This is a genomic window from Streptomyces sp. NPDC001380 (assembly GCF_042895785.1).
GTDB lineage: Bacteria > Actinomycetota > Actinomycetes > Streptomycetales > Streptomycetaceae > Peterkaempfera.
In genome coordinates, this window is sequence record NZ_JBIAWP010000001.1 from 340,281 (window position 1) to 352,638 (window position 12,358).

General features: G+C 76.1%; 14 protein-coding genes. 6 read left to right on the forward strand and 8 right to left on the reverse strand.

The genetic code is table 11. The annotated features are described in order from the left end of the window. Nucleotides 1-23: 23 nt before the first annotated feature. The 7 genes from ACFY07_RS01545 to ACFY07_RS01575 all read right to left on the reverse strand — a co-directional run bounded on the left by ACFY07_RS01545 (nucleotide 24) and on the right by ACFY07_RS01575 (nucleotide 5,752). Nucleotides 24-350, reverse strand: coding sequence for a TcmI family type II polyketide cyclase (locus tag ACFY07_RS01545; RefSeq protein ID WP_230647519.1), 327 nt, complete (start codon nucleotides 348-350; stop codon nucleotides 24-26). A gap of 127 nt (nucleotides 351-477) precedes the next feature. Continuing rightward, on the reverse strand, nucleotides 478-972 hold the full coding sequence (locus ACFY07_RS01550; RefSeq protein ID WP_230647521.1) for an SRPBCC family protein: 495 nt from the start codon (nucleotides 970-972) through the stop codon (nucleotides 478-480). A 143-nt stretch (nucleotides 973-1,115) separates the two neighbouring features. Further along, a complete protein-coding gene (locus tag ACFY07_RS01555) occupies nucleotides 1,116-1,367 on the reverse strand; it encodes an acyl carrier protein (RefSeq protein ID WP_230647522.1) in 252 nt (83 codons plus the stop codon). A gap of 55 nt (nucleotides 1,368-1,422) precedes the next feature. Further along, a complete protein-coding gene (locus tag ACFY07_RS01560; protein ID WP_390866868.1) occupies nucleotides 1,423-2,664 on the reverse strand; it encodes a beta-ketoacyl synthase N-terminal-like domain-containing protein in 1,242 nt (413 codons plus the stop codon). After that, entirely contained in the window at nucleotides 2,661-3,959 is a 1,299-nt protein-coding gene (locus ACFY07_RS01565; RefSeq protein WP_390866869.1) for a beta-ketoacyl-[acyl-carrier-protein] synthase family protein, read from the reverse strand. The genes ACFY07_RS01560 and ACFY07_RS01565 overlap by 4 nt, the downstream gene beginning before the upstream one ends. After that, nucleotides 3,956-4,396: a cupin domain-containing protein gene (locus tag ACFY07_RS01570; protein WP_230647528.1), complete on the reverse strand. Its 441-nt coding sequence runs from the start codon at nucleotides 4,394-4,396 to the stop codon at nucleotides 3,956-3,958. The genes ACFY07_RS01565 and ACFY07_RS01570 overlap by 4 nt, the downstream gene beginning before the upstream one ends. A gap of 102 nt (nucleotides 4,397-4,498) precedes the next feature. After that, entirely contained in the window at nucleotides 4,499-5,752 is a 1,254-nt protein-coding gene (locus ACFY07_RS01575) for a SchA/CurD-like domain-containing protein (RefSeq protein ID WP_390866870.1), read from the reverse strand. Between the two features lie 232 nt (nucleotides 5,753-5,984). On the opposite strand from ACFY07_RS01575, the gene ACFY07_RS01580 reads away from it, so the two are divergent. Continuing rightward, complete coding sequence (locus ACFY07_RS01580; protein ID WP_390867048.1) at nucleotides 5,985-7,616, forward strand: FAD-dependent oxidoreductase; 1,632 nt, start codon at nucleotides 5,985-5,987, stop codon at nucleotides 7,614-7,616. 163 nt (nucleotides 7,617-7,779) lie between these two features. Here the strand turns inward: ACFY07_RS01580 and ACFY07_RS01585 are convergent, their stop codons facing one another. Beyond that, on the reverse strand, nucleotides 7,780-8,409 hold the full coding sequence (locus tag ACFY07_RS01585; protein WP_390866871.1) for a TetR family transcriptional regulator: 630 nt from the start codon (nucleotides 8,407-8,409) through the stop codon (nucleotides 7,780-7,782). A gap of 117 nt (nucleotides 8,410-8,526) precedes the next feature. Between ACFY07_RS01585 and ACFY07_RS01590 the strand changes: the two genes are divergently transcribed. From ACFY07_RS01590 to ACFY07_RS01610, 5 genes are all read left to right on the forward strand, one after another. Beyond that, on the forward strand, nucleotides 8,527-8,685 hold the full coding sequence (locus ACFY07_RS01590; RefSeq protein WP_390866872.1) for a hypothetical protein: 159 nt from the start codon (nucleotides 8,527-8,529) through the stop codon (nucleotides 8,683-8,685). Between the two features lie 29 nt (nucleotides 8,686-8,714). Further along, nucleotides 8,715-9,041: a DUF4190 domain-containing protein gene (locus ACFY07_RS01595; protein ID WP_390866873.1), complete on the forward strand. Its 327-nt coding sequence runs from the start codon at nucleotides 8,715-8,717 to the stop codon at nucleotides 9,039-9,041. Between the two features lie 117 nt (nucleotides 9,042-9,158). Next, entirely contained in the window at nucleotides 9,159-9,398 is a 240-nt protein-coding gene (locus ACFY07_RS01600; protein WP_230647538.1) for a DUF6296 family protein, read from the forward strand. An 812-nt stretch (nucleotides 9,399-10,210) separates the two neighbouring features. Then, nucleotides 10,211-11,548 carry a phenylacetate--CoA ligase PaaK gene (gene paaK / locus ACFY07_RS01605; protein ID WP_390866874.1) on the forward strand — a complete coding sequence of 446 codons (1,338 nt, stop codon included), beginning with the start codon at nucleotides 10,211-10,213 and terminating at the stop codon, nucleotides 11,546-11,548. A 284-nt stretch (nucleotides 11,549-11,832) separates the two neighbouring features. Further along, nucleotides 11,833-12,291 carry an SPW repeat protein gene (locus ACFY07_RS01610; RefSeq protein WP_390867049.1) on the forward strand — a complete coding sequence of 153 codons (459 nt, stop codon included), beginning with the start codon at nucleotides 11,833-11,835 and terminating at the stop codon, nucleotides 12,289-12,291. Nucleotides 12,292-12,358 lie beyond the last annotated feature (67 nt).

Genomic DNA, 12,358 nt, shown 5'->3' on the forward strand with positions numbered 1-12,358 from the left:
CCCGGCGCCCGCCCGCCGCCCGGTCAGGCGTCCCGCTCCCAGCGGTAGAACTCGTACGCCATGGCGTCCTTGGGCTCCCGCCAGGTCGCGGGGTCGTACGCGGAGACGAACGGCAGCAGCCGCTCGCTGACCTCCCGGAACTCGGGGTGGCGGACCTGCTTCGCCACCTCGGGGCCCGGGGGGCGGTCGGCCTCGATGAGGTGCATGTAGAGCTCACCGAACTGGAAGAGGCTGCGGCCGCGCACCCCGATCAGGTGCGGCAGCTCGCCCCGGTCGGAGGCGGCGAAGACCTCGGCGATGTCGGGGGCGGAGTCGGGCTTCATGCGGGCGACGATGAGGGAGCGGTACACGGAGGGTTCCTCCTCGGGGACGGGGCGTGCCGGGACGGGCCCGGCCGACGGCGCGGTGGTCCGCCGTCGGCCGGGCCCGGCGCGTGGTGCGGGGCTGCGGCGGGGGCGCCGCAGGGTTCAGCGGGGCTCAGCGGCTGGCGGCGGGGGCCGGGTCGACGCCCCGCTCGCGGGCCTCCTTCTCGACCTTGTCCCGGATGAGCTCCATCTGGATCCGCGAGTTGCGGTTGATGTTGTCGGTCATCCAGGCGTCGTCGACGGGCGCCTCGGGCTTCATGGCGAAGTCCTGGATCCACCGCATCCGGGTGCCGTCGGCCACCTGGTGGTACTCCCAGCGGATGTCCATGTGGCGGAACGGCCCGGTCTCGACGCGGCGGGCGGTGACGGTGTGCGTGGCGGGGTCGGGCTCGCGCTCGCTGACCCAGCTCCACACCTTGCCGTTCTCGTCGGGGTGCATGGTGAGGCGGAAGGTGGTCTTCGCGCCCCTGCGCTCCATCACCTCGACGGAGGCGTACTCGCTGAAGAGCTGCGGCCAGCGCTCCAGGTCGTTGGTGACCTCCCAGACGAGGTCGAGGGGGGCGGCGATGACGATCTCGTTGTCGGTGTGGCCGACGGTTGCGGACATGTGCGCTGCTCCAGGGTCGGGTGCTGCGGGCCGGCCCCACGGGGCCGGCCCCCCGGTACCGGGCGGGGTGCACCGGTACCGGACGGGTCGGACGGGACTTCGGACGGGACTGACGGGACCGGCGGGCCGGCCGGCCGGGCCGGTCAGGCCGCCAGGCGGTCGTTGGCCAGGGCCAGGAACTCGTGGGGCGTCCTGCAGGACTCGGCGCCGGGACCGATCGGGGCGCCGCGGCGGTTCTCCAGCGCCGCGACGACGCCGAGCAGGCCGAGCGAGTCCAGGCCGAACTCCTCGAAGGTCGCGGCGGGACGGCTCTCCATCTCCGCGGGGTCGACGGAGACGCCCGCGCAGGACTTCATCAGCGTGGCCAGGTCGCCGAAGGTCAGGGAATCGTTCATCAGGGGGTTCTCCTTCGCAGGTGGCGGCCGTGGGGGCGGGGCGCTGCGGCCCCGGTCACGGCCGGTCGGTGCCGCTGCCGCGGCGCAGGACGAGCGCGGCGTTGCAGCCCATCAGTCCCCGCGCGAGCACGAGCGCGGTGCGCAGCTCGGCGGGACGGGCGGTGCGGGTCACCAGGTCGAGGTCGTGGGCGACGTCCACGACGTTCGGCGTGGGGGGCACCACCCCGCTCTCCATGGCCAGCACGGCGGCGGCCGTGTCGAGCACCGGTCCGCCGCAGTAGGCGCGGCCGGTGCCGGTCTTGGGCGCGGTGACCGGAACCCGGGAGGCCCGCGGGCCGAGGACGTCGGCCAGGGCCAGGGCCTCGGCGCGGTCGGCCTCCGGGACGCCGAGGGCGTCGGCGAAGACCACGTCGACCTCCTCCGGCGCGCAGCCCGCCTCCGCCAGGGCGGCGCGGGCGGCGTGCGCGAGCCCCTCGCGGGAGCGCTGCCAGCCGTCGGTGCCGGTGAAGGTGGCGGCGTGCCCGGCGACGACGGCGCGGACGGCCGCGCCGCGCCCGCGGGCGGCCCCCTCCTCCTCCAGCACGAGCATCGCGCCGCCCTCCGCGGGGGCGAACCCGCAGGCGTCGCCGGTGAACGGCAGGTAGGCGCGGGCCGGCTCCCCGGAGCGGCTCAGCTCCGCGTAGCCGAGCTGGCAGACCGCCGAGTACGGGGCCAGCGGCGCCTCGGCGGAGCCGACGACGACCGCCCGGGCGCCGCGCCGGATGCCGCGGCGGGCGTGGGCGAGGGCGTCCAGGCCGCCGGCCTCGTCGTTCGTGAGCACGCCGCAGGGGCCCTTGAAGCCGCCGCGGATCGAGATCTGGCCGGTGCTGGCCGCGTAGAACCAGGCGATCGACTGGTAGGGGCCGACGAACCGGGGCCCCTTGCCCCACAGCTGCTGGAGCTCGCGCTGGCCGAACTCGCCGCCGCCGGAGCCGGCCGCGGTGACCACCCCGACGTCGAACGGCGAGCCGGAGCCGGTCTCCAGCCGGGCGTCGGCCAGCGCGAGGTCGGCCGCCGCCATCGCGAAGTGGGTGAACCGGTCGGTCTGCACGGTGAAGCGGGACTCCACCGCCTCCTGCGGGTCGAAGCCGCGGACCTCGCCCGCGACCCGCAGCGGCAGCTCCTCGCAGCCCTCGCGGGAGACCCGGTCCAGGACGCAGACGCCCTCCCGGGTCGCCTTCCAGAAGGCGTCGGCGCCGATGCCGTTGGGGGCGACCACGCCGATGCCGGTCACCACCGCCCGCCGCTCGCTGCTCATGCCGTCCTCCCGTCGGCCCGCACGGCGCTGCGCCGCCGGCCCTCGTCGCGCTGCAGGACCACCGCGGACTGGAACCCGCCGAACCCGCTGCCGACCGAGAGGACCGTGCGCAGCGGCGCCTCGCGGGCCGTGCGGGGCACGTAGTCCAGGTCGCACTCGGGGTCGGGGGTCTCGTAGTTGGCGGTGGGGGGCACCACGCCCCGGGAGAGCGCCAGGGTGCAGGCGGCGAGCTCGATCGCGCCGATCGCGCCCAGCGAGTGGCCCACCATGGACTTGATGGAGCTCATGGGGGTCGCGTAGGCGTGCGCGCCGAGCGACCGCTTGACCGCGGCGGTCTCGTGGCGGTCGTTCTGCTGGGTGCCCGAGCCGTGGGCGTTGACGTAGTCGACCTCGCCGGGGTCGATCCGCGCGTGGTCGAGCGCGGTGTCGATGGCGTGCGACATCTCCAGGCCCTCCCGGGTGAGCCCGGTCATGTGGTAGGCGTTGCCGAAGGTGGCGAAGCCGCGGATCTCGCACAGGACGCGGGCGCCGCGGCGCCGCGCGTGCTCCAGCTCCTCCAGCACCAGCACCGCCGCGCCCTCGCCGAGCACGAAGCCGTCCCGGTCCGCGTCGAACGGGCGCGAGGCGTGCGCCGGGTCGTCATTGCGGGTGGAGGTGGCCTTGATGGCGTCGAAGCACGCCACCGTGATCGGCGAGATGGGCGAGTCGGAGGCGCCGGCCACCACCACGTCGGCCTTGCCCTCCTCGATGGCGTGGAAGGCGTAGCCGACGGCGTCCAGACCGGAGGTGCAGCCGGTGGAGACGGTCTGGACCGGCCCGTGGGCGCCGACGTCCTCGGCGACCTCGGAGGCCAGCGCGCTGGGCGAGAACGCCCGGTGCAGGTGGGGGCCGGCCCGCAGGTGGTCCACCGCCCAGCGCTGGCCCGACCCGGAGACGGCGACGTAGTCGTGCTCCAGGCGGGTGGTGCCGCCGACGGCCGTGCCCAGCGAGACGCCGATCCGCCAGGGGTCCTCGCGGGAGGTGTCCAGGCCGGAGTCGCGCAGGGCCTCGCCCGAGGCGGCCAGCGCGAACTGCACGTACCGGTCGGCGCGCCCGGCCCGGCGCGGGTCCACCCCGCACGCCGCCGCGTCGAAGTCGCACTCGGCGGCGATGCGGGAGCGGAACCCCTCCGGGTCGAAGAGCGTGATACCGCGGGTCGCGGTACGGCCGGCGGTGAGCAGGTCCCAGAACGCCGGCACCCCCACGCCCCCGGGTGCGACGACGCCCAATCCGGTGACCGCAACCCGCCGGTTCACGCGCGGGCCTCGACGGACTGCGCCCGGTCGGCCTGCTGCCGGTCCTGCCCGGCCTCGTCCTCGGTGTCGACGTGCCCGAGCTCGGGGCGCGGCGCCAGCGGGCCGAGGTGGAAGACCATGCGGGCCTCCACGCGGCCGACGTTGCGGAACCGGTGGCGCATGTTGCGGGGGATCATCAGGCCCTGGTCCGGGGCGAGGGCGTAGGTGACGCCGTCCAGGTCGACCTCCAGGGCGCCGCAGACGACGTGGACGAACTCCTCGGAGTAGGGGTGGTAGTGCTCGCCGATGCGGTCACCGGGCTGCACCAGGGCGACGCCCATGAAGCCGCTGGTCGCTCCGACGGTGGTGGGGGTGAGCATGGCGCGCAGGTCGCCGCCGCGCCGGGTGTTGGGCTCGATCTCGTGCAGGTCGACGATCCGAGGGGGGGTGGCGGTCATGGCCGTTGCCTCCGTGAGGGGATCCGCAGCGGGATCCGTGGGGGGAAGGAAGAGGAGGGGGAAGGGAGGGGGGAGGGAGGGGGGAGGGGCACCCGCACGGGGTCAGGAGCCCTGCGAGGCGCGGTCGGTGACGAGGGCGAGGTCGTAGGCGGCGAGGAAGCGCCGCAGGCCCTCGGCGGTGGACAGCAGCAGGTCCTCGCCGGGCTCCAGCAGGTGGGTGAGCTCGGCGGCGGCCGGGCCGCGGCCCACGCCGGCGACGGCGGCCGGGTCCTCCGGGGCGTTCGCCCGGACGTCGACCACCCGGACGACGAGGTCGTCGCGCTGGAAGACCGTGGAGCGGACCAGCGGCCCGTCCGGGTTCCGCACGGCCTGCTCGTCGTGGCCGGCCAGCAGCTTCGCCGCGACCTGGGCGCAGCCGCGGCGCACCGGGTAGAGCAGGGCGCGGCGGCGGACCTCGGCGCGGTCGGCGTCGGGGGCCTCGGCGTGGTGGGCGGCGGGCAGGGCGGCGCGGGCGAAGAAGGACCGGACGGACGCCGGGTCGGCGAAGTCGCGGGGCTGCTCCAGGTGGGGGTTGATCGCCTCCTCGACGGCGCGCACCTCGGGCTGCTGGGAGACGTGGCGCAGCGCGGCGGCGAGGTCGCCCTCGACCTCGACGGCGCGCACGACCCGGTTGCCGTGCATGAAGAGGGAGGTGCGCAGCAGGCGGGTGTCCTCGTCGACGCGGGCCTGCGGCGAGCGGTAGCCGGCGAGGATGCCTGCGACGGCCTGCTCGGTGCCGGGCTTCACGGTGAAGGTCAGCGCGTGGCGCACCACACCGCCGTGGCGGGCCGCTCCGCCGTGCTGGGGGCCGCCGTGCTGGGGGCCGCCCTGCGGCCGGCCGGCGCCGGCGGGGCGCTCCTGCAGGCCGGTGCCCGCACCCGCGGCGCCCCCGGCCTGCCCGCCCCGGTCGGAGAGGGCCGCCGCCGCCCGGCCGCCGAGCCGGCAGCCGGACTCCGCGGTGCAGGGCGAGCCGGTCTGGTGGGCGACGGTGAAGCGCAGCGACCGGGTGTCGCGGACGCAGCCGTGCAGCGGCTTGACCATCTCGATGTGGTCGGGGCTGTCGACCCAGTCGAGAAAGCTGGCGGCGTTCTCCCACTCGCTGGTGATGAGCCACTTGGTGGGCTCGTCGATCGACTGGCAGAGCTGGTCGCTGATGTGGCCGGGGACGGCGGCGACCTCGTGGCGCATGTGCTCGTACGCGTCGAGGAAGCGCTGCTGCTGACCCTCGTTGATGTCGCAGAAGAGGACGACCCGCAGCCGGGCGGAGTCGCGGTCCGCGGGTGCGGGCGGGGCGGAGGATTCGGACAGGGCGGTCATGTGGGCATTCCCTTCGGGGAGGCCGGTCGCGCAGCGGTTCGTGGCGCGGCCCGAGTTCGATGGTCACCCCGCGTCGCGGATGCGGCACGTCCACGGTCCATATGGGCGAACACCGTGACCGACCGTCGGGAAACGGGCATGGAGAAGGCCAGGCGCCGCCGACGGCGGCGGTGCGTTCCGGGCCCGGCGGCGCCGCGGTTCCCCGGACATCCGCACGCGCGCTGGAGAGATGATGAAGGCAAAGGTCGACGAAGAGGTTCCCGTCCTGGTCGTGGGGGGCTCCCTGGTGGGGCTGTCCGCGTCCCTCTTCCTGGGGCGGCTGGGGGTGCGGCACCTGCTGGTGGAGCGGCACGCCGGCACCTCGGTGCACCCCCGCGGACGCGGCAACAACGTCCGCACGATGGAGCTGCTCCGCACGGCGGGGGTCGAGCCGGCGGTCCGCGAGGCGGCCTCCGTCCTGGAGGAGAACCACGGCATCCTCCAGGCGGGCACGCTGACCGGCGGTCCGGAGGAGTGGCTGTTCCGGGAGATCGACCCGGGCGGCGGCCTGGCCCGCTTCTCCCCCAGCCGCTGGTGCCTGTGCAGCCAGAACGACGTGGAGCCGGTGCTGCTGCGCCGAGCCCGCGAGCTCGGCGGCGACCTGCGCTTCTCCACCGAGCTGACCGGCTTCGAGCAGGACCCCGAAGGGGTGACGGCGGAGCTGCTCGACCGGGCGACCGGGGAGCGCCGCACGGTGCGGGCCCGGTACCTGGTGGCGGCGGACGGCCCGCGCAGCCCCGTGCGCGAGCGGCTCGGCATCGGGCACGAGGGGCCCGGCGACCTCTTCCACAACGTGTCGGTGACCTTCCGCGCCAAGCGGATGGCGGACGCGGTCGCCGGACGGCACTTCATCGTCTGCTACCTGACGGACCCGGAGGGCGAGGGGGCGCTGCTGCCGGTCGACAACGAGGCCGAGTGGGTGTTCCACCTCCCCTGGCACCCGGAGCGGGGCGAGACGCTGGAGGCCTTCACCGACGAGCGGGTCGTGCGGCACATCCGGGCGGCGGCGGGCATCCCCGACATGGAGGTGGAGATCACCGGCCGGGCGCCGTGGCACGCGGCCGAGCGGGTGGCCGAGCGGTACTCCGAGGGGCGGGTCTTCCTGGCCGGCGACTCGGCCCACGAGATGTCACCGACGGGCGCGTTCGGCTCCAACACGGGCATCCAGGACGCCCACAACCTGGCGTGGAAGCTGGCCGCCGTGCTGGACGGCTGGGCCGGTCCGGGACTGCTGGACAGCTACGGGGCCGAGCGGCGGCCGGTGGCGCGGGCCACCGCCGCCCGGGCCTCGGCGCGGTCGGCCGAGCACCAGCACCCGGGGTACGACGTGAACCCGAGCGCCGGGGGCCGGCGCGCCAACGTGCTGAGCGTGGTGCTGGGCTACCGGTACACCGAGGGCGCGCTCGCGGGCGCGGACCCTGCGGCGCCGGTGCTGCCGGAGCGGTTCGCGCCGACCGGCGAGCCGGGCACCCGGGCACCGCACCTGTGGTGCCACCGGTACGGGACCCGGGTGTCCCTGCTGGACCTGTTCGAGCGGTCGATGGTGCTGCTCAGCGGGCCGCAGGGGCAGGCGTGGCACGAGGCCGGGGCGCGGGCGGCCGAGGCCGCCGGGGTGCCGCTCGACCGGTACCGGGTGGGCGGCGGCGCCGAGCACGACCTGGCGCCGGAGCCGGGCGCGGACTGGGCGGAGCTGTACGGGACGGGGCCGGACGGGGCGGTGCTGGTGCGGCCGGACGGGTTCGTGGCCTGGCGGGCGCCGTCGGCGGCGGCCGATCCCGGGCGGGAGCTGGGGGCGGCGCTCCGCTCGGTGCTCGCGCTGGGCTGAGCGGGTGGCGGCGGGCCGCCGTCCGGGCCTGGGGTCCGGACGGCGGCCCGCCGCACGTGCGGGCGGGGCCGGACGCGTCCGGGCGGACGGGCGGGCGCGGGTGCGGACGGCGGCCGTGGCGGCGGTGGGGGCGAAGCGGCGGGAGACGGGGGGTGAGGGACCGTCAGGCCTCCAGCCAGTGGCGGCGGCCGAGGCCGATCAGCCGCAGGCGGCGGCGGGCGGTGTCGGCGACGCGCTCCTCGGCGGCGCGGTCGCCCGGCGGAACCTCCAGCAGGGCGGCGGCGGTGGCCACCATGAGGTCGACGAAGAGGTCGGCGAGCATCCGGACGTCGGCCTCGGCCCAGCCGGCGGACTCCGGCTGGGCGGCGAGGTCGGCGGCGAGCTCGTCGGAGAAGAGGCGGAAGCCGGCGGCGACGGCCTCCCGGACGGCGCGCACCCCGCCGTACCGCTCCCGCGCCAGGAAGCGGAAGTGGGCGCGGTGCAGGCCCACGTAGCGGACGGTGACCTCCACGGACCGCCGGATGACCTCGTCCGTCCCGGCCTGCTCGGCGCGGGTGGCGCGCAGCATGGCGTGGAGGCTGCCGAACGCCTCCTCCACCAGGGCGGCGCCGAGCTCCTCGACGCTGGGGAAGTGCCGGTAGAAGGCGGCCGGCGACATGCCCGCCTCGCGGGTGACCTCGCGCAGGCCGAGGCCGCTGAGGCCCTGGTGCTCCAGCAGCCGCAGCGCGGCGCCCATCAGGGCGCGGCGGGTCTGCTCCTTGCGGGCCTGTCTGACCCCCGGGGTGTGGCCCATCTCATGCGGTGAACGACTGTTTGCCCATGGGGCCGAGTGTACGCTGGAAACTCGGTGAACAAGTGTTGTCCGAATCCCCCACCGGACCGTCAGGCCGTCTCACGGGAAAGGCCTCCCATGACCCTCCTCGCCGTCCTCGTCGTCCTCACCGGCCTGCTGATCGGCGCCGCCGGCTACGCCACCACCCCCGTCGTCCTGATCGCGGGGGCCCTGATCGGGGCGTGGCTCGCCGTCTTCGCGGCACGGGAGCGCGCCGCCCGCAGGCGCCACCGGTGAACCGCCTCCAGGTCCAGGAAGGCCGAACGATGGAAGACCTCGCCCACCGCCCCTCCCCCTCCCCCGCGGACGCCCCGCCTGCGGCCCCCTCCCCTGCGGACCCCTCCCCCGGCGCCCGGCGCCGCGACGCGGACGGCGCCGCCGTCGCCTCCTTCGTCCTGGGGCTGCTCGGGCTCTTCTTCTTCAACCTGGTGCTCGGCCCCTTCGCCGTGGCCCTGGCGGCCGCGGCCCTGCTGCGCGGAACCGCCCGGCGCGGCCGGGCCCTGCTCGGCCTGGCGCTCGGCGTGGCCGACCTGGCGGTCCTGGCCGTCCTGGTGGCCGCGCACGGCGGCGTCTCCTGGGGTTTCGGCGCCTGAACGCCCTCCCGGGGGAGCCGGATCCCGGCCCGCGGAAAGCGGTGCGGGTCCGCGGCGCAATGCAGGGTATGAGCACTTCGTCCGATTCTGTCCCGACAGTCCCGAGGAGGAGGCGCCGTGGAGACCGAACGCTATGAGTTGATCTTCCAGCACGCCGGACCGGGCGAGGACCCGTCGGAGGACGACATCGTGGTGGTCCACCGCACGAGCTCCACCGGACCGGGCGGCCATCCGGTGTACTCCGACGACACGGGGATCGTCCTGGCCGAGATCAGCGGCGGCGGCGAGGTGCGGATGCTCGCGTCCGGCGGCCACCAGGCGCTGCGGCGGCCCACGGCGACCCGCCAGCTGAGCTGACCGCCCCGGGCCGGGCCCCTCGGCGGGGCCCGGCCCGACGCGCGCCCGGCCGGGCGCGCCGGTCAGGCGCGCACGGGCCCCTGTTCGCCCGTCGGCGGGCGGGGAGGGGGCCCGGTGCGGTCCACTGCGGGGCGGAGGACCGGCCCCGTCCCGGGCCGCAGCCCGCCGGCTCCGGCGCGGCACGGCGCGGCGCGGCGCCGCGACCGGGGACACCTTCCGGACGGGGCCCGGGGGCGCGCCGCGCGCCGGGCGGGGACGGCAAGGCCCGGCCCGGGGCCCGGCGGGACCGCGCGTACGCCCCCTCGCGCGAACAGGCGGGCGGCACGGTCGAACCGCAGGGGCGCACGAACCGTCTACCCGTGCACACCGAACTTCGGCACCGCCGTCCCCCCGGCCCCCACCGGCCGACGGGACGGCGGCCGCTTCCCCACCGAAGGAGGGAGGCGCCGCCCGGACCGGGGGCGGCGCCGTGCACCCGATGACCTGCCCCAACTGCGGTTCGATGATGCGCCAGGGCCCCACGGGCGGATGGGCCTGCGGCAACTGCGGGACCGTCCGCCTCTGCCCCGCGGACCCGCCCGCCGCGACCCCGGCCGCCGCCCCGTCGCGGCGGCCCCCGACCTGGAGCGGGGGAGCCGCCGCCCACCCGGCGCACTGACGCGCCCGGCCTCCCCGGCCGGGGACGCGGCCCCCCTTGACAGGGGCCGCCGATGCTGGATTACTCGACCGCATCAACCGACCTACCATTCGGTCGGTGCGGAATCCGGCCCGGCGGACGGCGGCGGAGCCGCCCGGACCGGGAAGGACCCACGGTGAGCGGTGCCCCCACGGCCGCGTCCCCCCGCCGGCTCGGCCGGGCCCCCGAACGGGCGCTGCTGGACGCGGGCGAACGGCTGTCCCCGGAGGAGCTGGCCGCCCTCCAGCTGGACCGCCTCCGGTGGACGCTGCGGCACGCCTACGCGAACGTGCCGCACTACCGGCGCGCCTTCGACGCGGCGGGCGTGCACCCCGAGGACTGCCGCAGTACGGCCGACCTCGCCCGCTTCCCCTTCACCACCAAGGCCGACCTGCGCGACTCGTACCCCTTCGGCATGTTCGCCGTGCCGATGGCCGACGTGCGCCGCGTCCACGCCTCCAGCGGCACCACCGGCCGCCCCACCGTCGTCGGCTACACCGAGCGCGACCTCTCCACCTGGGCCGACGTCGTCGCCCGCTCGCTGCGGGCGGCCGGCGTCCGCCCGGGGCACAAGGTGCACGTCGCCTACGGGTACGGCCTGTTCACCGGCGGCCTGGGCGCCCACTACGGCGCCGAGCGCCTGGGCTGCACCGTCATCCCCGCCTCCGGCGGGATGACCGCCCGCCAGGTGCAGATCATCCGGGACTTCGGGCCCGAGGTCGTCATGGTGACCCCCTCGTACATGCTGACCCTGCTCGACGAGTTCGAGCGGCAGGGCGTGGACCCCCGCTCCACCTCGCTGCGGATCGGCGTCTTCGGGGCGGAGCCGTGGACCGAGGAGATGCGCCGCGAGATCGAGGAGCGCATGGACCTCCACGCCGTCGACATCTACGGCCTCTCCGAGGTCATGGGGCCGGGCGTGGCGAGCGAGTGCGTGGAGACCAAGGACGGGCTCCACGTCTGGGAGGACCACTTCTACCCGGAGGTCGTGGACCCCGTCACCGACGAGGTGCTGCCCGAGGGGAGCAGCGGCGAACTGGTGTTCACCTCCCTCACCAAGGAGGCGATGCCGGTCGTCCGGTACCGCACCCGCGACCTCACCCGGCTGCTGCCCGGCACCGCCCGCTCCTTCCGCCGGATCGAGCGGGTGACCGGCCGCTGCGACGACATGGTCATCCTGCGCGGGGTGAACCTCTTCCCCACCCAGATCGAGGAGATCGTGCTGCGCACCCCCGGCGTGGCGCCGCACTTCCAGCTTCACCTGACCCGCGAGGGCAGGATGGACCGGCTGACCGTGCGGGCCGAGGCCCGGCCCGGCGCCGGGCCGGAGCAGCGCGCGGCCGCCGCCGCGGCCATCGCCCGGCAGGTCAAGGACGGGGTGGGGGTGACCGTGGAGGTGGCCGTGGTGGAGCCGGAGTCGCTGGAGCGGTCGGTCGGCAAGATCCGCCGGATCGTGGACGACCGCGGCCGCTGACCCGGCGGGCGGCCAGTGCGGGGCGGGCGAGGGCGGGCGGGCGGAGGGGACGGGCGGGTGGGCGCGGGGTGGACACCGGGCCGGGACCTATGGCCCACCCGGCCGGACCGATCGCCGCCCAATCGAGACCAAAGCCTTATTAATCCGCAAAACGGACAGGCATAGGCTTTCACCATGACGGGGGCGCAGCCGCGCGGCTCCGGGGGCTCCCGGGACGGCGGCACGCCCGCACGGCCCTTTGTCTTCCCCCTCAGGAGGTGGTCGTGGTGTCCTCCCCGTCGAGCATGGAGCACCACCCGGACATCATGGAGATGCGCGCCCGGTACGAGCAGGCGGCGAGTACGCCGCGCGCCCAGGGGCTCGAGGCCCTGGGCCTGGTCACGGGCCTGTACCTGGCGCTCTCGCCGTGGATCACCGGCTTCAACGGCCTCACCACGCTGACCGTCTGCAACCTGGTCACCGGCATCGCCTACGCCCTGCTGATGTGCGGCTTCGGCCACGCCTACGAGCGCACGCACGGCATGGCGTGGGGCGCCGCGCTGATCGGCGTCTGGACGATCATCTCCCCGTGGGTGGTGTCGGGCAACGTCGACATCACCAAGACGATCGTGAACAACGTCGTCACGGGCGCGGTGGCCCTGCTGCTCGCCCTGGCCTCGGGTGTCCTGGCCGGCGGGCGCCGGAGCTCCGGCCGCGCCGGGTCGATGCGCCACCGGCCCGCCCACCCGGAGACCCGGGTCTGAGAGAGGGGGCGGATGCGCACCGGGTGCCCCGGCCGCGGAAGCGGCGGCCGGGGCACCGGGCTGCCGG